The sequence below is a fragment of the Paraburkholderia kururiensis genome, assembly GCF_034424375.1.
Taxonomy (GTDB): domain Bacteria; phylum Pseudomonadota; class Gammaproteobacteria; order Burkholderiales; family Burkholderiaceae; genus Paraburkholderia; species Paraburkholderia kururiensis_A.
In genome coordinates this window covers 5,855,539-5,878,699 of sequence record NZ_CP139965.1, presented here as the reverse complement: position 1 = coordinate 5,878,699, position 23,161 = coordinate 5,855,539, and the positions used below count along the sequence as shown (strand labels likewise).

The following is a 23,161-nucleotide window of genomic DNA, read 5'->3' as shown; positions in this document are numbered from 1 at the left end:
AGGGGAGCGGGTCAGTGCCCGTGTTCCGGGACCTTGCGGGAATCGTACGGTGTCGCCGGCCACCCGTCTTGCGGCCCCTCATCTGGCCCGTTACGCACGTCGTGTACGCCACGTACATCGTGTACGTCACGCACCTCGTCCGAAAGATATTCGGCAGTAGCGATTTCGGCGATGGCGGCGCGCAGTGCATCGAGCCCCTGGCCCGTGCGCGCGCTCAAAAAGACGCGCGAAATATTACCATACTCATCGCGCTCGACCGCGCTGCCGCGGGCCGCCAGCTCCGGCACGGCGTCGATCTTGTTGAACACGAGCACCTGGCGGATGGAGTCCGCACCGATGTCGTGCAACACGCCGTTCACCTGCTCGATCTGGTCGAGCCGCACGGCGCTCGACGCATCGACGACGTGAAGCAGCAAGTCGGCGTGAACCGTTTCTTCGAGCGTGGCGCGAAACGCCGCCACGAGCTGGTGAGGCAGTTCGCGGATGAACCCCACCGTGTCGGAAACCACCACCTGTCCCACCCCGTCGCCCAGATAGACACGGCGCGACGTGGTATCGAGCGTAGCGAAGAGCTGGTTTGCCGCGTAGGCCTGCGCCTTCGTCAGCGCATTGAACAATGTCGACTTGCCCGCGTTCGTGTAGCCCACGAGCGATACCGACATGGTGCGGTTGCGCTCGCGCTGCCGACGCTGCGTACCGTGCTGGCGGCGCAGCTTCGCAAGACGCGACTGCAACATCTTGATGCGCTCGCCGATGAGGCGGCGGTCCGTTTCGAGCTGCGTTTCACCAGGACCGCGCAGACCGATACCGCCCTTCTGGCGTTCGAGGTGGGTCCACGCGCGGATGAGCCGCGTAGACAGATACTGCAATTGCGCGAGTTCGACCTGCAACTTGCCTTCGTGGCTGCGGGCGCGCTGCGCAAAGATATCGAGAATGAGGCTCGTGCGGTCCACGACACGCCGGTTAAGCGTTCGCTCCAGATTGCGCTGCTGCGCGGGCGCGAGTGCGTGGTTGAAGATGACGATTTCGACGTCGTTCGCCTCGCACGCGAGACGCAGTTCTTCCGCCTTTCCGCTGCCGACGAACATGGCGGCATCAGGGCTGGAGCGGCGACCGGTGAGTGTGACGGCGGGATGGGCGCCCGCGCTTTGCGCGAGCAGACTGAGTTCTTCGAGGCTGGCTTCGAAATCGATCTTGCCGAAGTCGATGCCGACGAGCGCTGCGTTGATCAAATTGGAGGATGTCAAAATGGAAACGGCCGGTTCGTGTCGCCGACTGGCGACGTTGCGCCGGCCGTGACGGGGATCAGGTGGATTCGGTATCCGGGTGGAAATTCACGGGGCGTGCAGGCACGACCGTCGAGATGGCATGCTTGTACACCATCTGGGTCACCGTGTTCCGGAGCAACACAACGTACTGGTCGAACGATTCGATGTTCCCTTGAAGCTTGATGCCGTTGACGAGATAGATCGAAACCGGCACATGCTCTTTACGCAGTGCGTTCAAAAACGGGTCTTGTAACAATTGCCCTTTGTTGCTCATAGCAAACTCCGTATTTTTTTGCAGGTTGTCCAGATTGTCGGCGAAGAAAAAGAAATTCGCCGCCAATCGCTACACTATAGCCGATTTTCGTTTCGGCGCGAGTCCTGGCCATCCGGCCAAACCCGTGCCACACATGGGTCTCAGCCTTTGTCGGCGTACGGGTTCCTGGACGAGCGGAACTCTATGCGCAATGGAGTCCCGGTAAGCGCGAAAGTTTCCCGGAAGCGATTTTCGAGGTAACGCTTGTACGTGTCGGTGACCGCGTCCAGCGCATTGCCGTGAATTACGATGATGGGCGGGTTCTGCCCCCCCTGGTGCGCGTAGCGCAGCTTCGGACGCACCGGGCCGCGTCGGCGCGGCTGCTGGAACTCCACGGCGTCGATGAGCGCGCGCGTGAGTTTCGGCGTGGGCAGCTTCGACATCGCGGCGGCATAGGCTGCATCCACCGAACGCATTAATGCGCCGATGCCGAAATTCTCGGTAGCCGAAATGAAGTGAAATTTCGCGAACTCGAGAAATTTTAGCTTGCGCTGCAAGGTGTGCTTCGTACGCTCTCGCACATGCTCGTCGAGCCCATCCCACTTGTTCACGCCCACCACGAGCGCACGGCCCTGCTCCACGACGAAGCCCGCGATGTGCGCGTCCTGGTCGGAGATGTCCTGGCGCGCGTCGAGCAGCAGGATCACGACGTTGGCGTCGGCGATGGACTGCAGTGTCTTCACCACCGAAAACTTTTCGATGGCCTCGAACACCTTGCCGCGACGGCGCAGGCCAGCGGTATCGATGAGCGTGTACTGCTTGCCCTGCCGCTCGAAGTCGACATAAATCGAATCGCGCGTGGTGCCCGGCATGTCGAACGCAATCACGCGGTCTTCGCCGATCAGCGTGTTGACGAGCGTGGACTTGCCCACATTCGGACGCCCGACGATCGCGATCTTCACGCCGTGCGCTTCCTTCTCCTCTTCGGTCTCTTCGGGGTACCCGGCGTACGCGACGGCGAGCGCCTCATTGATCATTTCCGTGACGCCGTCGCCATGCGCCGCGGAGATGGCGCGCGGGTCGCCGAGACCCAGTTCGTAGAAGTCAGCGGCTACCGCGCTGTACTTCATGCCCTCGGCCTTGTTGATGACGAGGAAGATCGGCCGCCCGGTCTTGCGCAGATAGTCCGCGATGTTCTTGTCCTGGGGCGCGAGACCGTTGCGGCCGTCCACGATGAACACGACGACGTCGGCCTCTTCCACCGCCTGGCGCGTTTGCCGGGCCATCTCGTGGAGGATGCCGTCCTTCGCGACCGGCTCGAAGCCGCCCGTGTCCACGACGAGATAGGGTCGATCGCCCGCCCGCCCCTCGCCGTAGTGGCGGTCGCGCGTGAGACCCGGCAGGTCCGCGACGAGCGCGTCGCGCGAACGCGTAAGCCGGTTGAACAGGGTGGATTTCCCCACATTGGGGCGCCCAACGAGGGCGATTACGGGTTTCATCTGATGTCGTTCACGGTGAAGCGCTGCACCGGCCGCCGAGCCGGCACGGCAAGGTCACGCTGCGCAGCCGCGCGGCTGCGCTTGATGCAAATTATCACGATCCGGGCGCGATCGGGCATTGCCCGCACGGCGCCGATAGCGCGGTACGAAAAACAGGTCGGGCCGGCATGATACCGGCCCGCATGTTCGCATTTCGGCAAGCCGCCGCTTACGTCGGGGCGCCAAGGGGCGACGCGCGACCGTCCTTTCGATACTGTTCGCCCCTCTTTCCAAGCCAGCCCTCACCGGCCTGCGGCTCAACGAGGAGAGACGTGTCTTGCGGGCGGCCGCAAGGCATAGGACCCAGGAATCAGCGCGGACGGAACCCGTACAGGTCGCCGTCGTGCGTCTGCACGACGAGCGTGTCGCCGGCGAGAACCGGCGCCGCCGTGATGGGGCTGCCGTCGGTCTTCACGCGCGCGATCAGACTGCCGTCGTCGCGCGACAGGAAGTGCACATACCCCTGGTAGTCGCCCACCACAGCCGCATGGCCGAGCAGGTACGGCACGCTGACATCGCGGTTCTTGAGCTTGTCGCTACGCCACAGCAGCGCGCCGCTCGACGCGTCGAACGCGTCCACCACCGACCAGTCGTCGCCGCCCACCACCACGCGGTCGTCCTGCGCGATACCGCTCGTGCTGGAGAACGGCTTTTCCCAGATCGGGCGGCCGGAGTTCGCATCGAAGCAGCCCAGCTGACCCTGGAACGTCACGGCACACGTCGCTGCGCCCACGAGCGTCGGCGCGCCCGTCACGTCGTTGATTCGTTCGACTTCCGTCACGCCCTTCGGATACGAAACCGGCGTTTCCCAGAAGGCGTCGCCCGTCTGCAGGTTGATGGCCGCGAACGTGCCGCCCGGGAAGCCCGCCAGTACTGCGGCGTTACCCGCGAACGTCATGCCGGCCGACACGCGCAGGTTGAGCGGCACGGCGCGATTGCGATACACCCACTTCTGCTCGCCCGTTTCGGCGTTGAACGCGGTGATCTGACCGTCGACGGTACGCACGACCACGAAGCCGTTGCCCACGAGCGGCGGCGAAATGATTTCGCCCGGCGCGGTCGCCTTCCAGAGCAGCTTGCCGTCCGCCCCGAGCACATAGACTTGACCTTTCAGCGCGCCCACGGCCGTCAGCGTGCCGTCACTGCCTACGCCGGCCGACAGGTCGCTATCCAGCTTGGTGCGCCACACTTCCTTGCCGGTCTTGGCGTCGAACTTGGCAACCGAGCCATTCGTGCCCGCGGCGTAGACCGCGTCGCCCACCGCAACCGGCGAGAAGAGGTAACGTCCGCCCTTGCCGACGCTTGCCTTCCACGCCTGTTGCACCTCGAGCACGGGCTTGAATTCCGTGAGCGGCGTGGGCACGCGGCGCTCGTCTTTCGTCGATGAGCAGGCCGCCATCGTGAGGACAGTCATCGCGCAGGCAACGGGCACAGCGTATCGTTTCAGCAGATTCATCGGTGGACGAAACATGTATGGAAATTAATCAAATGAAGCGGTTCTGACCGCCGCTCTCGTGTGGCGGACTCAGCCGCCAAGCGCATCCAGCTTGAACTGGATCAGCTGACGCGACGACGTATCGCTCTGCGGCAGAGAGTCCAGCGCGAGCTTGTACGCCGCCCGCGCTTCATCGCGCTTGCCGGCGGCAGCGAGCAGGTCGCCCCGACCATCGGCCACCACGCCCTTGAATGCGTCGGATTCGGGTGTTGCGAGCAGCGCGAGGCCTTGATCGTAGGCTTTCTCGTCGAGCAGCAGCGACGCAAGGCGCAGCTTCGCGATCTGGCGGAATTCGTCGTCCTTCGCATGGTCGGCAGTCCACTGCAGTTGCGCCTTCGCGCCCGCGGTGTCACCTGCCGTGTAAAGCGCCTTGGCGGCTTCGAGCGCCGTCATCTGCGCATAGGCGGTGCTGCCGTACCGGTCTTCCATGTCGGACGCAACGCGGCTGACCGTCGCCTTGTCGCCCGACTGCACCGCCTGCTGCACCTGGTCGTACAGCACGGCTGCTTGAGCCGCCTGACGACGCTGCCAGAAATTCCAGCCGTTCCAGGCCGCAGCGGCGAGAAGCACCACCAGCACCACCCACGTGGTCGCATTACCCCATTGCGCCCACCATGCCTTCAGGCTTTCGATCGATTCCTGTTCGTCGTGATAACTCATCGCGAAGCGATTTCCTCTTTATTGCGTACGTGCTTTTGTTGTCGCGCCATCCCGCGATCAGTCCTCGCCGTCTTCGGCGGTTGCAACCATGGCACCGATTAGAAATTCGGTCAAGTCTTCGACCGGCACCGTTTGCTGCTCACCCTTACCGTCTTGCTGAGCCCCGGCACGCAGCGCTTTGACGCCGGCCGTACCGTTCGCGATCTCGTCTTCGCCGAGGATCACAGCGAACGCGGCACCGCTCGCATCCGCCCGTTTCATCTGCGACTTGAAGCTCGCGGACTGGCCGTCGGCGCTGCAATGAAGGATGACGTCGAGACCCGTATCACGCAGACGCTCCGCGATGACGAACGCCTGCTCGCGCGCCGCTTCGCCCTGATGTACGACGTAGACGTCGCAGCCTTCGTCTTCAGGCACGAGCTCCTCTTCTTTGAGGAGCTCGAGAATGCGCTCGACGCCCATCGCCCACCCGCACGCGCCGGTGGGCTTGCCGCCCAGTTGCTCGATCAGCGGATCGTAGCGGCCACCCGCGGCAACCGTGCCCTGGGCGCCCAGCTTGTCCGTGATCCACTCGAACACCGTGAGGTTGTAATAATCGAGTCCACGCACGAGCCGCGGATTGATCGTGAACGGAATGTTGTTCGCCTTGAGGATGCGCTGCAGTCCGTCGAAGTGCGCGCGCGATTCCTCGCCGAGAAAGTCGATCAGCTTCGGCGCGTTCTGCGCGATTTCCTGCAGCGCCGGATTCTTCGTGTCCAGCACGCGCAGCGGATTCGTATAGAGGCGCCGCTTCGCGTCTTCGTCGAGCGCGTCCTTGTGTTGTTCGAGGTAAGCGATCAGTTCGACGCGATGCGCGGCACGCTCATGCGCGAGGCCCAGCGAGTTGAGTTCCAGGCGAATGCCCGTGAGGCCCAGGTCATCCCACAGCCGCTGGCACATGAGGATGATTTCGGCGTCGGCATCGGGACCGGCGAAGCCCAGCGCTTCGATACCGACCTGATGAAACTGCCGGTAGCGGCCACGCTGCGGACGTTCGTGGCGGAACATCGGCCCGATGTACCACAGCCGCTTCGGACCGTCGTACAGCAGGTTGTGCTCGATCGCCGAACGTACGACCGCGGCTGTGTTTTCGGGGCGCAGCGTGAGGTTCTCGCCGTTGAGCGCGTCGGTGAAGCTGTACATCTCTTTTTCGACGATGTCGGTCACTTCGCCGATACCACGCGTGAAGAGCTGCGTATGCTCGACGATCGGCGTGCGGATGTTCTGGTATCCGTACGAACGGAGCATCGACTTCACGGTCGATTCAAAAAACTCCCACAAACCGGCGTCCTGCGGCAGGACGTCGTTCATGCCTTTCACACCAGCCAGCTTTTCGAGCTTTCTTTTCTGTTCAGTCATCTGTCTGCGTCGACGGTTATTCAGTTGAGCGCGGCGGCACCGTAAGTGCGCTCGACGTAATCGCTCACGATCTGCTGGAACTCCTGCGCGATGTTCTCGCCGCGCAGCGTCTTGACCTTCTCGCCGTCGATGAACACCGGCGCGGCCGGGTTCTCGCCCGAACCCGGCAGGCTGATGCCGATGTTCGCGTGCTTCGATTCGCCCGGCCCGTTCACGATGCAACCCATCACGGCCACGTGCATCTCTTCGACGCCGGGGTACTTGTCGCGCCAGACCGGCATCTGCGTGCGCAGGTACGTCTGGATCTGCGAGGCCAGTTCCTGGAACAGCGTGCTGGTGGTACGACCGCAGCCCGGGCATGCGATCACCATCGGCGTAAACGAGCGCAGGCCCATCGTCTGCAGGATCTCCTGACCGACCACCACTTCGCCCGTGCGCGACGCGCCCGGCTCCGGCGTGAGCGAAATACGGATCGTGTCGCCGATGCCCTGCTGCAACAGCACCGAGAGCGCAGCCGTGGAGGCGACGATGCCCTTCGAACCCATGCCCGCCTCGGTGAGCCCGAGGTGCAGCGCGAAATCGCAGCGGCGCGCGAGTTGCTGGTATACGGCGATCAGATCCTGCACGCCGCTCACCTTGCACGACAGCACGATGCGGTCGCGGCCGAGGCCGAGTTCCACCGCGCGTTCGGCCGACCCGATCGCAGAGCGGATCAGCGCCTCGTACATCACGCTCTGCGCGTCCCACGGCTCGGCCCGCGCGCCGTTCTCGTCCATCATCCGCGCGAGCAGATCCTGGTCGAGACTGCCCCAGTTCACGCCGATGCGCACCGGCTTGTCATACTTGATGGCCGCTTCGATCATCTGGGCGAACTGGGTGTCGCGCTTGGCGCCCTGCCCCACGTTGCCCGGGTTGATGCGGTACTTCGACAGCGCTTCGGCACAGCCGGGGTAATCGCGCAGCAGCAGATGGCCGTTGTAATGGAAGTCGCCGACGAGCGGCACGGTCACGCCCATGCGGTCGAGCTGCTCCCGGATGGCCGGCACGGCCGCCGCCGCTTCCGGCGTGTTGACCGTGATGCGCACGAGTTCGGAACCTGCTTGGGCGAGTTCCTTGATCTGGATGGCAGTGCCGATGGCATCGGCGGTGTCGGTATTCGTCATCGACTGCACGCGCACCGGCGCATCGCCGCCGATCGTCACGAGCTGGCCGCCCCAGCGCACGTGCACGGCTTGCGATTTACGGCGCGCCGCGTGGCCGCCCACGATCGGTTCCGACGACGAAATCTGGCTGCAGGATTGGACTTGCGGTTCGGATTGCATCAAAAGACCCATTTACGCCGCACGCGCCCCGCAACAGACGGGACGCGCGAATTGAAAAGGCGTCGCGGTACGAGCGACCGCGGCGCATGCCTTGACAGGATCAGGGCAGGACGAAGCGTGCCACATTGCCCCGCGCCGCTGCATATTTGGCCGGATCGACCGGCTGCCCGTCGAGCGTGATCGACTCAAGACCGGCCTTGTTGCCGATGGTCACCTTCAGCGGCGGCTCGCCGGCGATCTCGCGCGACTCGCCAGCGCGAACGATACCGGAAAACACTTCCTTGCCGTCTTTCTGCCGGACGCTGAACCAGCTGTCCTGCGTCACGCGCACGGCGACGGTGGACTGCCCGGCTACCGAGGACGCCGCCGCGGACGCGCCTGATGCCGGGGCGACGGCGGGAGCGCTTGCCGTCTGTGCTACCGCGGCGTTTGCCGCCGCGCTCGCGGCGGCGCCCGGAGAGGCGACCGCAGGCTGGGCCGCAGATGCGCCAGCCGGGGCCTGCTCGACCTGCGCGTCGCTGCCGGCTGCGGCCGCCTGATCGTTCGACGCCGCCGCTGCCGCCTCCGCGCCGGACGCCTGCTGCGCGCCGGCCGTCTCGCCTTGCGCGACTGTAGCGGACGCGGCCTGCGGGCCCGCTGCCGTCGCGCCGTTGGCGCTCGCCTTCAACCGTGCCAGCCAGGCGGACGACTCGCCGCCGTTGTTGTGCCACATCGCAAGCGCAATCACCGCGACGACCAAGGCCGCGATGCCCCAAAGCCACGAACGGTGGCGCGACTGGTTGCCGCCGAGGGACAGCGACACGCGCCCACGCGGCAGGTCGGCGCCCGCCGACGCAGGCATGCTGAGATCGGGCTGGGGCACACCCTTTTCGCGCCGCAGTGCCTGGGTGAACGGTGCCGGATCGGCGCCCAGCATCTTCGCGTAGCTGCGCACGACGCCGAGCGCGAAAGTCGTGTCGGGCAACTGGCTGATGTCGCCGGCCTCCAGCGCACGCAGCTTGGCGGCGGAGACCTTGAGCCGGGACGACACGTCGTCGATGGTCCAACCCTTCGATTCGCGCAGTTGCGCGAGTCTGGCTCCGAGGGCTGCGAGAGAATCAGGTACCGGCTGCGCCGCAGCCTGCGCGGGAGCGGGCTCCGGCGTCGCGCCTGGTAGCGGACGCGCCATGTTCCTGTCTGACCCGTATGGCTGCTGCGGCTCGCTCATCCCAAATCCTTGCGTCGATTCTTGTTTATGCCATCCGGCGGTACCGGATGTGCAGACCGTTTATAACAAAATGCGCGGCCGGTGTGCCGCATCCGATCGCAACTGCAACGTATCGCGACGTGTCGTGTACGACGCGCCGCTCGCTTTCCACCTACTTTCCGGCCCGTTCCCCGCGGGCCGACTACACCAGCAACCGCGACGCCATTCGTCGCCGCGCCTTTTACCTCTGCCGTCAAACCGCCCGCACCTCGATCACCTTCCCTGCACCGCGGCCGGTGCGCTCCGCAAGCCGCGTACGGTCCTTCACCGCGCCCGCGAGCTGGCCGCAGGCGGCGTCGATATCGTCGCCGCGCGTCTTGCGCACGGTGGTCACGACGCCCGCATCCATCAGCACCTGAGCGAATCGCTTGATCTGTTCCGGCTTCGAGCGGATCAGCCCGGATTCGGGGAACGGATTGAACGGAATCAGGTTGAACTTGCACGGTACGTCGCGCGTCACGGCCAGCAATTCGCGCGCATGGGCTTCCGTGTCGTTGACGCCTTCGAGCATGCAGTATTCGAACGTAATGAAATCGCGCGGCGCAACTTTCAGGTAGCGCTCGCATGCAGCCATCAACTCGCGCAACGGGTACTTTCGGTTGAGCGGCACGAGTTCGTCACGCAGGGGGTCGTTCGGTGCGTGGAGCGACACTGCGAGCGCGACCGGCAGATCGGCGCCGAGTCGGTCCATCATGGGCACCACACCCGAGGTCGACAGCGTGACGCGGCGGCGCGACAGCCCGTAGGCGTTGTCGTCGAGCATCAGCCGCATGGCCGGCACGACTGCGTCGTAATTGAGCAAGGGTTCACCCATGCCCATCATGACGACGTTGGTGACGACGCGTTCACCCTTGCCTTGGCCCCCCACGGCCCGGCCGCCTGCTTCGGCGCCTCGCGAGGCGCGCAGCGCGAACTCGGCCATGCGCAACTGGCCAATGATCTCGCCCGTTGTGAGATTACGGGAAAAGCCCTGCTTGCCGGTGGAACAGAACCGGCAGTTCACCGCACACCCCGCCTGCGACGACACGCACAGCGTGCCGCGCGTCTCTTCCGGGATATACACGGTTTCCACGGCATTGCCGCTACCGACATCGATCAGCCACTTTCTCGTACCATCGGCCGAAACATGGTCCGACAGAATGTGCGGCATGCTGATGACGGCGCGGCCTTTCAGCTTCTCGCGCAACGATTTGGCGAGGTCCGTCATGCCGTCGAAGTCGGCAGCGTTGTACTGGTGAATCCAGCGTTGAAGCTGTTTGGCGCGAAACGGCTTCTCGCCGAGGCGCTCGCAGTATGCGACGAGGCCCTGGGCGTCGAGATCGAGAAGGTTGACGGTTGAACTGCTCGTCATGTCGAATCCTGCCATTTCAGTGCGAGGCGGAATTCCGGCGGCACCCTTGCCGTGCCGCCCGAAGACCACGCCGCTCGCGACCGTATTGCTGCCGGTGAACGTTTACAAGCTTAGCGCGAGTAGACGTTGACTTCCGGGAAGAAAAACGCGATTTCCACGCTCGCCGTTTCGGCGGCATCGGAACCGTGGACGGCATTGGCGTCGATGCTGTCGGCAAAGTCCGCACGGATCGTGCCCTTCTCGGCCTTCTTCGGGTCCGTGGCACCCATCAGCTCGCGGTTCTTCGCGATAGCGTTTTCGCCTTCCAGCGCCTGCACCATCACGGGACCGGACACCATGAAGTCGACGAGGTCCTTGAAGAAGGGGCGGCCGGCGTGCACGGCGTAGAATTTCTCAGCGTCGGCGCGCGACAGTTGGACCATACGGGCAGCGACGATCTTCAGGCCGGCATTTTCAAAGCGGCTGTAGATCTGGCCGATCACGTTCTTGGCCACTGCGTCCGGCTTGATAATCGACAGGGTGCGTTCGATCGCCATAAAAACTCCAGAAAATTAAGAGGTTACAAATCCAAACGAATCTGCAATTGTAGCATGTTCCAATGTATGATTGCGATTGAACCCTTACACCGCAGAAAGGATCCAACGGATTTAATCCGAAGAGAAGCGCAGCATCCGGGCAATGCGTTGAAACTCCGGGGCGCCGCGCTTATCTTAGGAATGTGACGTGGCGTGCGGCGCACAAAACCCGCTGCCACCCTTTCACCGGGACCACCGCGCAACATTTGCGTCTGACGCAAGGAGAAACCATGAACGACTATCCCTACAACTTCGGCCGCAGCGGTACGGTTGTAGCGGCCGAGACCCGCAACCGCGTACTGCGCAACACCTACTGGCTCCTTGCGCTGTCGATGGTGCCCACCGTGCTGGGCGCGTGGGTGGGCGTGGCGACCGGCTTCTCGCTGTTCGCGGCCACGAGCCCCGCCATGAGCCTGCTCGCCTTCTTCGCGATCGCCTTCGGTTTCATGTTCGCCATCGAGCGCACCAAGAACAGCGCCGCCGGCGTGTTCGTGCTGCTAGGCTTCACTTTCTTCATGGGCCTGATGCTGTCGCGGCTGCTCGCCTTCATCCTGGGCTTTTCCAACGGGCCGTCGCTGATCATGCTCGCGTTTGGTGGCACCGGTGTGATCTTTACGGCCATGGCGACCATCGCCACGGTCAGCAAGCGCGACTTTTCGGGGCTCGGCAAGTGGCTCTTCATGGGCGTCATCGTGATCCTGCTCGCAGGCATCGCGAACATGTTCCTGCATCTGCCTGCGCTCATGCTGACGGTGTCCGTGCTGGCTATCGTGATCTTCTCCGCGTACATGCTGTTCGACGTTCAGCGTGTCGTGAATGGCGGCGAAACGAATTACATCACCGCCACGCTCGCGATCTACCTGGATCTCTATAACGTCTTCACGAACCTGCTGGCGCTGCTAGGCATCTTCGGCGGCAACCGCAATTAAGAAACTTCAGCGGCAATGAAAAGGCCCATGACCGGGTAGGTCATGGGCCTTTCGTTTTGCGGTTCAACCGACCAGGATCGCGCGGGCGACGCTCACAGGGTCAGCCAGCCAAACCCCTCGGCTTGCGTGGCGATGGCAATTTCGGTTGCGGCATTGCCCAGCACCGTCGCCATCGCGGCGCGGGCCAGCTCCGCCGTATTGTTCTCCTGGCTCAGATGCGCGGCGACGAGGTAGCGAAGCCTGGAACGGTCGAGCGAGGCGAGGATGCCCGCTGCCGCCTCGTTGTTCAAATGCCCATGGGCACCGCCGATACGAGCCTTCAGCGAAGGCGGATAGCGACTCGCGGCCAGCATCTGCAAATCGTGATTGCACTCCAGCACGAGCGCGTCGCAGCCGCTTAATACGGTGCCGATGTGTGGCGTCGACGTGCCGACGTCGGTCAGCACGCCAAGCCGGCTGGCGCCGTCCGAGAACACGAACTGCAACGGCTCGCGAGCGTCGTGGGGAACGGTGTAAGCCAACACGTGCACGTCGCCGATCGCCACCGCCTCGTCGCCCCATAACACGTTGAGTTCGACATCGGCCTCGTCGGCACCTACTGCGCGTGCCGTCCCCCAACTCATGTAGAGCGGAATCGACCACTTGCGGGCGAGCGTCAGTGCACTGCCGATGTGGTCACTGTGTTCGTGAGTGGTGAGGATGGCGTCAAGCTGGCCGGCCTCGAAGCCGGCCCGCGCGAGGCGGCGCTCCATCTCGCGCGCGGAAAAACCGCAATCGAGCAGCACGCGGGTCGCGGTCGCGCCGCTCGACGCCTCGACGATCAGTGCATTGCCCTCGCTGCCGCTGCCAAGACTGGCGAAGCGCACGGCGGGCTTAGTTGAGCTGCGCGTGGAGCAGCGACACGATGCGCTGCGCTTCCGACGACGTATCGACCTGGCCGTTGGCATCCAACACGGCCACTTGCGTCAGTGCGTCGCCTTTGGCCCGCACGTTGACCATGAACTCCTGGCCGGGCTTCCTCGACTTCGAGCCGCTGTAGAACAGCTTGCCGAGAAGGCCGTCGCCCTTGAGTTCTTCCATCGAATCCGCGTAGCGCACGTAGTAAATGCCCTTCGCGCGATCGCGGTTGTCCACGGTGAAGTTAGTGCGGTCGAGCGCCAGGCCGACGCGCAGCCAGGCGCGGTCGAACGACTCGGCCAGATCGAGCGTCGCGGCGCCCGCGCTCTTGTCGATCTGCGCCGGCGCCGTGTTCGTGCGGGCGTCCGTCAGCAGTTGCTTCGACTGCGCGTCGGTCAAGCCGAACTTCTGCATCAGCTTCGAGAGGAACGAGGCTTCCAGCGCCGGATCCCGCGGGCGCTCCACCCATCGCGACGAGGTCTTGTCCTGCCCCGTCAGTACTTCCTCCATCGCGCTGTGCGTGATGGAGATGTCGGTCGTGCCGTTCGGTCCGCGCGATACGAGCGTGCGGAAACGGTCGCGCGTACCAGACGAATACGCGAAGTCGATCACGCGGCCAATCGTGCGGCGGAACCAGTCGTCGGGAATGTTCGCGCGGTTTTCAGCCCAGTCTGTCGACATGATGCCGGTGGCCGGCGCGTCGGTGGTCAGCGTAAAACCGTTCTCCTGCCAGAACGCCTGGAGCTGCGGCCACAGCTGTTCGGGCGTGCGCCCGTCCACCACCAGCCAGCGGCGATCGCCGTCGCGCTCCACGTGCATGCCGAGCGGGTCTTGCGCATTCGGCGTGCCTTCGGTGGCGTTGCCCGCCGCGGTCACGGCACGTTGCGGCGCGCCGCCGAGCGCAAGGCTCGCAGGCGGCGCGATGTAACGTTGATCCTGCTGTGCGGCCGACAGGTCCTTCGGTACGTTGAGCGCGGGTGCGCTCGGTGTGTCTTTGTAGTTGACGCGATCGGACGCGAACCAGTCGTTCAGCGACTCGCAACCGGCGAGCGAACCAAGGGCGAGCGCCAGCGCCGCCATGCGGGCTGCGTTCAAAGAAAATGCGGAACGTTTCATGGGGTCCTTCGTGATGCTGGAACGCGGTGCCTTGCTCGATACGGAACGAGAGCGGTGTCGACGTCGTTTAGGGGAATGCCGGGTGAGGAATACCACGCAACCTGGGCTTCGCGCGGCCTGCCTCAGGCCAATGCGCCGGACACGCCGGACAGTCCCGCCTCACGCAGCGCAGCGCGCACGATCTCGTGATAGCGGGCGTCGAGCGGCGTCAGCGGCAGCCGGATGCCGCCTTCGATGCGCCCCAGCGCCTGGAGTGCCCACTTCACCGGAATCGGATTCGATTCGATGAACAGGTTCTTGTGCAGCGAAAGCAACTTCAGGTGGATGGCGCGTGCCGTCTTGACGTCGCAGTTGAGCGCGGCCTTGCACAGGTCGCTCATGGCGCGCGGCGCCACGTTGGCCGTGACGGAAATGTTGCCGTGGCCACCCAGCAGCATGAGCGCGATCGCGGTGGGGTCGTCGCCGCTGAAAATCGAGAAGCCGGCCGGCGCCGCCTTGATGAGATGCGCCGCGCGGTCGATATTGCCCGTCGCGTCCTTCACGCCGACGATGCCCGGCACGTCGGCAAGACGCAGGATCGTCTCGTTGGACATATCGGCCACCGTACGCCCCGGCACGTTGTACAGGATGACCGGCAGGTCGACCGTCTCGGCGATCTTGCGAAAATGGCGATAGATGCCCTCCTGCGTGGGCTTGTTGTAGTACGGCACCACCTGCAGCGTAGCGTCGGCCCCCACGGCCTTGGCCCGCTCGGTCAACTCGATGGCCTCGGCGGTCGAATTGCCGCCCGAGCCCGCGATCACGGGAATGCGGCCCGCCGTGTGCTCCACCGCGGTCTTGACCATCAGGATGTGTTCTTCGACCGACAGCGTGGCGGACTCGCCGCTTGTCCCCACTACCACCAGCGCATCCGTGCCCTCGTCCACGTGCCAGTCGATCAGTTTGCGGAACGCCGGCAGATCGAGGCTGCCGTCTTCGTGCATGGGGGTGACGATCGCGGGGATGCTGCCGCGGAAAATGATGCCGTCCTGAGTGCCGTTAGCCATGAAACGCCAGTCAAATTAATCGGATAAACCGGGATTGTAACGGATTAGCCAGCCAGATCGTAACGAGCGGGAGGTAAGGATTCCGCGGAGTCCGCGTGCCGTTCCGGCACCAGAACTGCGCAGACGCGCTGCACGAACGCCTCCTTGGGTGTGGCGAGAAAACCGTCCTGAAAAGCGACCACGCGTAGCTGCGGTCGCACCACGTCGAGCAGTTCGCCCGGCGCGAGCAGAAACGCGGGATTCGACGGCTTGCCCACCGTCTCGTTGCTCTGCGCGAAGGTTTCGTAGATCAGCACGCCGCCCGGCGCGAGCGCATCCAGCAATCGGCCGAAGAGCGGTCGGTGCAGATAGTTCGTGACGACCACGGCGGCGAACTTGCGGCCGTCGTCGAGCGGCCAGGGACCGCCTTCGATGTCCGCCTGCACGGTCACGATGCCGGCTTCGTGCCGCATGGCGGCGAGTGCGGCCGGATCACGGTCGATGGCCACGACAGGGTACCCGCGCGACGCGAACCAGCGCGCGTGCCGTCCGCTGCCGCAGGCGACGTCGAGCACCGTGCCGCCGGGGGTCACGAGATGCGCCCAGCGGCGCACCCAGCGCGACGGCTCGGGTATCGCGACCACGGCGCCCTCAGCGGACGCGCCGGGGTTCATCCCACACGACGTCGAGCCCATCGATCAGCTGTACGCGAGACCCATGGCCTCGCGGACGTCGCGCATCGTCTCGGTGGCGAACTTGCGGGCCTTGTCGCAGCCGTCGGCGACGATTGCTCGCAGCAGCGACGGGTCGTCCATGTACTTCTGCGCACGCTCGAGCATCGGCTGCTGCTCCCGCAGAATGCCTTCGATCACCGGCTGCTTGCACTCCAGGCACCCGATGCCCGCCGAACGGCAGCCCTTCTGCACCCATTCGTGCGTGGTCTCGTCCGTGTAGACCTGATGCAGTTGCCAGACGGGGCACTTGTCCGGATCGCCTGGGTCGGTGCGGCGCACGCGCGCCGGGTCGGTCGGCATGGTGCGCACTTTCTTCGTGATGGTCTCGGCGTCTTCGCGCAAGCCGATGGTGTTGCCGTACGACTTCGACATCTTCTGGCCGTCCAGCCCCGGCATGCGCGACGCTTCGGTGAGGAGCGCCTGCGGCTCGGGCAGGATGATCTTGCGTGCGCCTTCCAGATAGCCGAACAGCCGCTCACGGTCGTTCATCGAAAGACTTTGCGACTCCTGCAGCATCGCGCGCGCCTGTTCGAGTGCCTCGTCGTCGCCTTCCTGCTGGTATGCGTTGCGCAGCTCGTGATAGAGCTTGGCGCGCTTGCCGCCGAGCTTCTTCGCCGCCTCCAGTGCCTTTTCCTCGAAGCCCGGCTCGCGGCCGTACATGTAGTTGAAGCGCCGCGCGATCTCGCGCGTCATCTCGACGTGCGGCACCTGGTCCTCGCCCACCGGCACGAGCGACGCGCGGTACAGCAGAATGTCTGCCGCCATCAGCACCGGGTAGCCGAGAAAGCCGTAGGTCGAGAGGTCCTTGTCCTTGAGCTTTTCCATCTGCTCCTTGTACGTCGGCACGCGTTCGAGCCAGCCGAGCGGCGTGCTCATGCCGAGCAGCAGCGCGAGTTCGGCGTGTTCGGGCACCCGGCTCTGGATGAAGAGCGTGGCCTGGGCCGGATCGATGCCCGAGGCGAGCCAGTCGATCAGCACTTCCCAGACGTTCCCCTCGATCACCTCCGGCGTTTCGTAGTGCGTAGTGAGCGCGTGCCAGTCGACCACGCAGAAGAAGCATGGGTACTCGGACTGCAGCCGAACCCAGTTTTTCAGCACGCCGTGGTAGTGGCCGAGGTGCAGCGACCCCGTGGGTCGCATGCCGGAGAAGATACGGTCTGGGAACATGGTGTTATGAAAAGAGCGAGACAAGGGGAGTCAGAATCGCGGTGATCGCGTCGTAGCCGAGCGAGACGAGCGGCTGGAGCCAGAACCTCGTCAGCACGCCGGTAACCACGAGCGCCATCACGATAAAAAAGCCGTAAGGCTCGAGGCGGGAAAGCGCAATCGACTGGCGCGCGGGCAGCAGTGCGGCGAGGACGCGCCCGCCGTCGAGCGGCGGCAGCGGAAACAGGTTCAGCACGCCGAGCACGAGATTGACGCCCACGCCGGCCGCGGCCATGCGCGTGAAGAACGGCTCGTCAACGGCGAGCACCGCAAGCACAACGCCGAACACGCCCCAGATGAGCGCCTGGACGAAGTTGCACGCGGGTCCCGCGAGCGCGACCCACAGGCTACCCCAGCGCGGATCGCGCAGATTACGGAACGTGACGGGCACCGGCTTGGCATAGCCGAACATGAACGCGCCGCTGGTGAGGAAATACAAGACGAGCGGAATCGCGATGGTGCCGAGCGGATCGATGTGCCGCATCGGGTTGAACGACACGCGGCCCATCATGTAAGCGGTGTTGTCGCCCAGGAGGCGCGCGACGTAGCCGTGTGCCGCCTCATGCAGCGTGATGGCGAAGATGACGGGCAGCGCGTAGACGACGATGGTCTGTATCAAGGAAGAATCCATAGCGGGCTATTGTATCCGGGCAGCGCGCTCATGCCGTTTCTTCGAGCCCGAACGGCGCGAGACTGCCGCGGCCGGCGCGCACGAGCACTGGCGTTTCGCCCGTCAGATCGATCACCGTCGACGGTTCGCACGGACACGCGCCGCCGTCTATCACAAGGTCGATCTGTTTTTCGAGCCGCACGCGGATTTCCTCGGGGTCGTTGAGCGGCACGGTATCGGGCGGCACGATCAGCGTGGAGCCGATGAGCGGCTGACCAAGCTCTTCGAGGATCGCGAGCGTGATGGCGTGATCGGGAACGCGCAGGCCGATGGTCTTGCGCGACGGATGCGAGAGCCGCCGCGGCACTTCCTTCGTCGCCTGCAGCACGAACACATACGGCCCCGGCGTGACCGACTTGATCAGCCTGTACTGGCGGTTGTCCACCATGGCGAAGTTCGCGAGTTCCGAGAGATCGCGCACGAGCAGCGAAAGCAGTTGGCGTTCGTCGAGCCCGCGAATGCGCCGTAGCCGCTCCACCGCCTGCTTGTCGTCGAGATGGCAGGCGAGCGCGTAGCTCGAATCCGTGGGCAGCGCGACGAGGCCGCCGTCGTTGATGATCTGCACCGCCTGCTTGACGAGCCGCGGTTGCGGGTTGTCGGGGTGAAGCCGGAAGTATTGGGACATGAGTCGGAGTTCAGGAAATCCGCTGCGGGACGCTCATCGACCGTGTCGGCCGACGCCGGCCGGACGGATGAGCGAGAGCCGGATGAAGACAGGCAAGAAAGACGGACGAACGGGCGGGCCGTTCGCGGCGCGCCATCACAGCCAGCGGTCCCAGACCGGCGTCAGATAGTCGGGCAACGGCGGCAAGCTGCCGAGCTCGACGCTGTCCGGTCCCGGCGCGTGGAAGTCCGAGCCGCGCGACGCTTCGAAACCATAACGACGCGCCACCGTGGCGTACTCGGCGTACTGGTCGGGCGTATGGCTGCCGGTTACCACTTCGATCGCCTTGCCGCCCAGGTCGATGAACTCGCCGAAGAGCGCGCCGAACTCCAGCGGCGAATAGGCGTAGCGGCCCGGGTGGGCGATGACGGCCTCGCCGCCCGCGCCCTTGATCCACTGAACGGCGTCCTGCAGTCTGGCCCACCGATGCGGTACGTAGCCGGGTTTGCCGTCGCCGAGAAAGCGGGTAAAGGCGTCCTGCGTCGAAGCGGCGTAGCCTTTCTCGACCATGAAACGCGCGAAATGGGTACGCGAAATCAGATCGGGATTCGAGACGTATTCGAGTGCGCCCGTGTAGGCCTCCGGGATGCCGAGTTCGGCGAGCCGCTCTGCAATGGCCTCGGCTCGCGCCGCGCGTCCGTTCCGGGTGCGCGCGAGTCCCGCCACCAGTTCCTCGTTCTCCGGATCGATGTTGAGCCCCACGACGTGCACCGTGCGCGACGCCCAGGTGACTGAAATCTCCACACCGCACAGATACCGCATGCCGAGCGCGGCGGCGGCTTCGCGCGCCTGCGTCTGACCGCCCACCTCGTCGTGATCGGTGAGCGACCACAGCGTGACACCGCCCTCGTGCGCGCGCTGCGCCACGACGGCGGGCGCGAGCTGGCCGTCTGAAACGGTCGAATGGCAGTGCAGATCAGCGTTCATTGGCAGTGGAAAAAGTTAAGCAATCATTCTACTGCAATGCAGTACGCGCGGTTCGGGCAAGGCGGGCTGCGCCGCGCAGCCCGCCGCCTCGATCTGGAAGCAATCCTTATGCGCACAAACTCGTGTTGCCGGGTTCACGCGCAGAACGCTTCGATCAGCGCGGCCACCTGTTCGGGCTGGTCGTGATGAACCATATGACCGGCGTCGTCGATGATCTTTTCGCGCCAGTCGGCAAACGCGCGAAAGCGCGCCTTGAATTCGTCGAGCGGAATGTCGCCTGCCAGTTGCGCGAGCGTGGGCGAAGCGGCGGCCTCCACATGAAGCACCTTCGCGGCGACCTTCGACCACACCGCCATGACCTCGTCGAGCCGGTACAGCAGCGGCCCGCGCAGTTTGTGCGCGGGATCGGCGAGCAGCATGTAGCCACCCTCGCCGTCCGGCTTCGACCAATGGCGCGCGAGGAAACGCGCACGCGCCGGATCGAGTCGCGGATTGGTCTTGATGAGGCGTGCCGCAACATCGTCGAGAGACGCGTAGCGGCGCAGCGCGGGCGGCTCGCGCAGGTCGTCGAGCCAGGCGCGCAGCCGTCCGGGCGACTGCGCGGCGTGGGCCGGCGCAAGCCCGAAGCCTTCCAGATCCACCACGCGCCGCACGCGTTCCGGTCGTACGCCCGCGTACAGGCACACCACGTTCGCGCCCATGCTGTGCCCGACGAGGTTCACCTGCCCTTGGGGCGCGTAGCGGTCGAGCAACGCATCAAGGTCGGCGAGATACTCCTGGAACCAGTAAGTACCGCCGCCGCGCTCCGCCACGGGCCAGTCCGACAGACCGAACCCGCGGGCGTCCGGCGCGATGACCTGCCAGTCGCCGCCCAGCGCATCGACGACGAACTGGAACGACGCGGCGACGTCCATCCAGCCGTGCAACATGAAGAGCGTCGGCGCGTCCGGGCGGCCCCAGCGCAAGGTGTGCAAGCGAACGCCGCGGACGGTGACGAAATCGGACTGGGGAGTATTCATGTGCGCCTGCCGCAAAAAAGAATGATCGTTCGATTATAGTGGCAGCCAGGAGCAGGCGCCGGGCGCCGTGCTTGAGTGGACTCGATGTGCTGCGGCGCGGGTTACCAGCCGGCGTTCTTTAGGCATCCCCAGCAACTGGGTCTTCGCCAGAGGAAAGTTTGGTCAGTGCCGCCAGTTCCGTCTCGTCGAATCCGGCCTCGCGCCGCGCCTCGAAATTGAACGGACCGCGCAGGCGCGGCGCCTTGTAGCGTTCCGCGAGCGCGAGCCACGTCCCGTGCGGATCGAGACCGCGCCCCGCGCACACATGCCTGAACCAATGGTTGCCGATCAGCACGTGCCCCACTTCGTCATGCAGGATCACGTCGAGGATGGCGGCCGAGGCGTCGTCGCCGGCCTGCACAAGCCGCGCGCGAATCGGCGGCGAGGCGTCGAGGCCGCGAGCCTCCAGCGTGCGCGGCACGAGCGCCATGCGGGCCAGCACGTCGTCGCGCGTGCGCTCGCACATTTCCCACAGGCCATCGTGAGCCGGAAAGTCGCCGTAGGCGGTACCGAAGTCGGCCAGCCGCGCGGCGAGCAGCGAGAAATGGTGCGCCTCTTCAGCGGCCACCTTCAGCCAGTCGCGATAAAAGGGCTCGGGCATGCCGGCGAAGCGCCAGACGGCATCGAGCGCGAGATTGATGGCGTTGAACTCGATATGCGCGAGCGCGTGCAGCAGCGCCGCCCGTCCCGCTACGGTGCGCATGCTGCGTCGCTGCAGCCGTCGCGGCTCGACCAGTTCGGGCCGCGCGGGCCGGCCCGGCAGCGCGACCGGTTCCTCGAACGTTCGAGCCGGGTCGATTTCGGTCACACCGGCAAGCACGCTTTCGTATAGCGCGCTCGCTGCGCGGGCCTTCGTCACCGGATCGCGCTCGGCCAGCACGCTGAGCGCAATGGCGCGAGCGCACGGGACCTGAAGCACAGCGGAGCCGCAAGCTGGTGCGGCGGTCGAGCGAGCGGGATCACGCTGCTCATTGGCGTGAGGGCCGGAGCCGGAGACAGCCGACGAAGCGGCTTCCGGGCTACGGCTGGCCGCAGCGGCAGCCGGGAAAGACGAGTCGGAACGGGAGGAATTCATACGGCAACGAGACTGAAGGCAGGCGCAGCGGCGCACGGCGGCATTGTGCCAGACGGGCTCTTCACGCATCCATTTACAATACGGGATTGACTATGCGGCGCCCCGCGCGTGCGGGCAGTGACACACCCATCCCATCTGAAGGAGACAGTTCACCGTGGCAATCTACAAGCTTGGCGACGCCGCCCCGACCATCCACGAAAGCGTGTTCGTCGCGGACACGGCGACCGTCATCGGCAAGGTCACGCTGGACGAAAATTCGAGCGTCTGGTTCGGCGCGGCCATCCGCGGCGACAACGAGCCGATCACGATCGGCCGCGGCAGCAACGTTCAGGAAGGCGCCGTGCTGCATACCGATCCCGGCTATCCGCTGTCGATCGAAGCCGGCGTGACGGTCGGCCACCAGGCCATGCTGCACGGCTGCACGATCAAGGAAGGCGCGCTGATCGGTATTCAGGCGGTGGTCTTGAATGGCGCGGTGATCGGCCGCAACTGTCTGGTTGGCGCCGGAGCCGTGGTGACGGAAGGCAAGGTGTTCCCCGACAACTCGCTCATCCTCGGCGCTCCCGCCAAGGTCGTGCGCGAGCTGACGGAGGAGGACGTCGCGAAGCTGCGCCGCAACGCAGAAAACTATGCAGAACGCCGCGCCTGGTTCAAGGCGAATCTCGTGCGGATCGGCTAACGCCGCATCCCGCGCGTCGTACCGCAAGGAACCGGCACGGAACGAGGCAAGACAGCGGCGTGACGCGTAGCAGCGCGACGCCGGGCAATTCAGTGAAGGAAATATTGTGAGCGATCAGTTGCAGAAATTCATGTTCAGTACGGCCCCGGTGCGCGGCGAGATCGTCTCGCTGCGCAATACGTGGCAGGAAGTGCTGACGCGCCGTTCCTACCCCGCGCCTGTGCAGACCGTGCTCGGCGAAATGATGGCCGCGTGCGCGCTGCTGTGCGCGAACCTCAAGTTCGACGGCACGCTGATCATGCAGATTTTCGGCGACGGCCCCGTCAAGATGCTGGTCGTGCAGTGCAATTCGGAACTGTCGATGCGCGCCACGGCGCGCTACGGCGACGCCTCGGCGAACGCGATCGGCGAGGAGGCAAGCCTCGTCGATCTCGTGAACATCGGCGGCAACGGCCGTTGCGTGATCACGCTGGATCCGCACAACAAGGTGCCGGGACAGCAGCCGTATCAGGGCATCGTGCCGCTCAACGGCGAAGACGGTCCGTTGCAGTCCATCGCGGCCGTGCTCGAGCACTACATGCATCACTCCGAGCAACTGGACACGCGTCTGTGGCTCGCCGCGAACACCGAACGCGCGGTGGGCATGCTGCTGCAGAAACTGCCTGGCGACGGCGGGATCGTGCCGCACCCCGGCGAACTCGACGCCGATACGTGGGAACGCGTGTGTACGCTCGGCAATACGCTCTCGCAGGACGAACTGCTGAAGGAAGAACCGCAGACAGTGTTCCGCCGGCTCTTCTGGCAAGAGAACGTGCGCCATTTCGATCCGGCGCCGGCGCGCTTCGAGTGCTCGTGCTCGCGCGAAAAAGTGGGCGCCATGCTGAAGATGCTAGGCCGTCCCGAAGTGGATAGCGTGATCGAGGAACGCGGGCACGTCGAAATTCATTGCGACTTCTGTAACCAGCGGTATGAATTCGACCCGGTGGACGTCGCGCAACTTTTCGTCGCGAGCGGCCTCTCAGAAGGAGTCGCGCCCGCAACCGGACAGCGGCACTGAAACTGCTGCACTGAACCG

General features: G+C 64.9%; 23 protein-coding genes. 3 read left to right on the top strand and 20 right to left on the bottom strand.

What is annotated here, in order from left to right; translation table 11 throughout:
- Positions 1-11: 11 nt before the first annotated feature.
- The 10 genes from hflX to ndk form a co-directional block, all read right to left on the bottom strand.
- The gene (gene hflX, locus U0042_RS26355) at positions 12-1,247 is read right to left on the bottom strand and encodes a GTPase HflX (RefSeq protein ID WP_114811498.1); all 1,236 of its coding nucleotides are present in this window, start codon (positions 1,245-1,247) and stop codon (positions 12-14) included.
- A 58-nt stretch (positions 1,248-1,305) separates the two neighbouring features.
- Entirely contained in the window at positions 1,306-1,542 is a 237-nt protein-coding gene (gene hfq, locus U0042_RS26350) for an RNA chaperone Hfq (protein ID WP_033352116.1), read from the bottom strand.
- Positions 1,543-1,682: 140 nt separating this feature from the next.
- The gene (der, locus tag U0042_RS26345) at positions 1,683-3,020 is read right to left on the bottom strand and encodes a ribosome biogenesis GTPase Der (RefSeq protein ID WP_114811497.1); all 1,338 of its coding nucleotides are present in this window, start codon (positions 3,018-3,020) and stop codon (positions 1,683-1,685) included.
- Positions 3,021-3,369: 349 nt separating this feature from the next.
- Complete coding sequence (bamB, locus tag U0042_RS26340) at positions 3,370-4,515, bottom strand: outer membrane protein assembly factor BamB (protein WP_114811496.1); 1,146 nt, start codon at positions 4,513-4,515, stop codon at positions 3,370-3,372.
- Positions 4,516-4,584: 69 nt separating this feature from the next.
- Positions 4,585-5,214, bottom strand: a complete 630-nt coding sequence (locus U0042_RS26335; RefSeq protein ID WP_114811495.1) for a tetratricopeptide repeat protein — start codon at positions 5,212-5,214, stop codon at positions 4,585-4,587.
- A gap of 57 nt (positions 5,215-5,271) precedes the next feature.
- The gene (gene hisS, locus U0042_RS26330; RefSeq protein ID WP_114811494.1) at positions 5,272-6,612 is read right to left on the bottom strand and encodes a histidine--tRNA ligase; all 1,341 of its coding nucleotides are present in this window, start codon (positions 6,610-6,612) and stop codon (positions 5,272-5,274) included.
- Positions 6,613-6,632: 20 nt separating this feature from the next.
- Positions 6,633-7,946, bottom strand: a complete 1,314-nt coding sequence (gene ispG, locus U0042_RS26325; RefSeq protein WP_114811493.1) for a flavodoxin-dependent (E)-4-hydroxy-3-methylbut-2-enyl-diphosphate synthase — start codon at positions 7,944-7,946, stop codon at positions 6,633-6,635.
- An 88-nt stretch (positions 7,947-8,034) separates the two neighbouring features.
- Positions 8,035-9,141: a helix-turn-helix domain-containing protein gene (locus U0042_RS26320; RefSeq protein WP_114811492.1), complete on the bottom strand. Its 1,107-nt coding sequence runs from the start codon at positions 9,139-9,141 to the stop codon at positions 8,035-8,037.
- Positions 9,142-9,373: 232 nt separating this feature from the next.
- Positions 9,374-10,531, bottom strand: a complete 1,158-nt coding sequence (rlmN, locus tag U0042_RS26315) for a 23S rRNA (adenine(2503)-C(2))-methyltransferase RlmN (protein WP_114811618.1) — start codon at positions 10,529-10,531, stop codon at positions 9,374-9,376.
- A gap of 110 nt (positions 10,532-10,641) precedes the next feature.
- On the bottom strand, positions 10,642-11,067 hold the full coding sequence (ndk, locus tag U0042_RS26310; RefSeq protein ID WP_114811491.1) for a nucleoside-diphosphate kinase: 426 nt from the start codon (positions 11,065-11,067) through the stop codon (positions 10,642-10,644).
- Between the two features lie 269 nt (positions 11,068-11,336).
- Between ndk and U0042_RS26305 the strand changes: the two genes are divergently transcribed.
- On the top strand, positions 11,337-12,035 hold the full coding sequence (locus U0042_RS26305; protein WP_114811490.1) for a Bax inhibitor-1/YccA family protein: 699 nt from the start codon (positions 11,337-11,339) through the stop codon (positions 12,033-12,035).
- Between the two features lie 92 nt (positions 12,036-12,127).
- Here U0042_RS26305 and U0042_RS26300 read toward each other — a convergent pair whose 3' ends face one another.
- The 10 genes from U0042_RS26300 to U0042_RS26255 form a co-directional block, all read right to left on the bottom strand.
- Positions 12,128-12,901, bottom strand: a complete 774-nt coding sequence (locus tag U0042_RS26300) for an MBL fold metallo-hydrolase (RefSeq protein WP_114811489.1) — start codon at positions 12,899-12,901, stop codon at positions 12,128-12,130.
- 7 nt (positions 12,902-12,908) lie between these two features.
- Positions 12,909-14,048 (bottom strand): outer membrane protein assembly factor BamC, encoded by a 1,140-nt coding sequence (gene bamC, locus U0042_RS26295; protein ID WP_114811488.1) that lies wholly within the window; start codon positions 14,046-14,048, stop codon positions 12,909-12,911.
- Positions 14,049-14,170: 122 nt separating this feature from the next.
- Complete coding sequence (gene dapA, locus U0042_RS26290) at positions 14,171-15,094, bottom strand: 4-hydroxy-tetrahydrodipicolinate synthase (RefSeq protein WP_114811487.1); 924 nt, start codon at positions 15,092-15,094, stop codon at positions 14,171-14,173.
- Between the two features lie 44 nt (positions 15,095-15,138).
- Positions 15,139-15,747, bottom strand: coding sequence for a class I SAM-dependent methyltransferase (locus U0042_RS26285; protein ID WP_198665329.1), 609 nt, complete (start codon positions 15,745-15,747; stop codon positions 15,139-15,141).
- Positions 15,748-15,771: 24 nt separating this feature from the next.
- Positions 15,772-16,974, bottom strand: coding sequence for a tryptophan--tRNA ligase (locus U0042_RS26280; RefSeq protein ID WP_026122090.1), 1,203 nt, complete (start codon positions 16,972-16,974; stop codon positions 15,772-15,774).
- 4 nt (positions 16,975-16,978) lie between these two features.
- Entirely contained in the window at positions 16,979-17,644 is a 666-nt protein-coding gene (locus U0042_RS26275) for a site-2 protease family protein (protein ID WP_114811485.1), read from the bottom strand.
- Between the two features lie 28 nt (positions 17,645-17,672).
- Positions 17,673-18,308: an L-threonylcarbamoyladenylate synthase gene (locus U0042_RS26270; protein ID WP_114811484.1), complete on the bottom strand. Its 636-nt coding sequence runs from the start codon at positions 18,306-18,308 to the stop codon at positions 17,673-17,675.
- Between the two features lie 135 nt (positions 18,309-18,443).
- Entirely contained in the window at positions 18,444-19,274 is an 831-nt protein-coding gene (locus U0042_RS26265) for a 3',5'-nucleoside bisphosphate phosphatase (protein WP_114811483.1), read from the bottom strand.
- A 134-nt stretch (positions 19,275-19,408) separates the two neighbouring features.
- The gene (locus tag U0042_RS26260; RefSeq protein ID WP_114811482.1) at positions 19,409-20,293 is read right to left on the bottom strand and encodes an alpha/beta fold hydrolase; all 885 of its coding nucleotides are present in this window, start codon (positions 20,291-20,293) and stop codon (positions 19,409-19,411) included.
- A gap of 118 nt (positions 20,294-20,411) precedes the next feature.
- Positions 20,412-21,251 carry a ferritin-like domain-containing protein gene (locus U0042_RS26255; protein ID WP_114811481.1) on the bottom strand — a complete coding sequence of 280 codons (840 nt, stop codon included), beginning with the start codon at positions 21,249-21,251 and terminating at the stop codon, positions 20,412-20,414.
- A gap of 310 nt (positions 21,252-21,561) precedes the next feature.
- On the opposite strand from U0042_RS26255, the gene U0042_RS26250 reads away from it, so the two are divergent.
- Both U0042_RS26250 and hslO read left to right on the top strand, forming a co-directional pair.
- Positions 21,562-22,086 (top strand): gamma carbonic anhydrase family protein, encoded by a 525-nt coding sequence (locus U0042_RS26250; protein WP_114811480.1) that lies wholly within the window; start codon positions 21,562-21,564, stop codon positions 22,084-22,086.
- A gap of 106 nt (positions 22,087-22,192) precedes the next feature.
- Positions 22,193-23,143 carry an Hsp33 family molecular chaperone HslO gene (gene hslO / locus U0042_RS26245; protein WP_114811479.1) on the top strand — a complete coding sequence of 317 codons (951 nt, stop codon included), beginning with the start codon at positions 22,193-22,195 and terminating at the stop codon, positions 23,141-23,143.
- Positions 23,144-23,161: the final 18 nt, after the last annotated feature.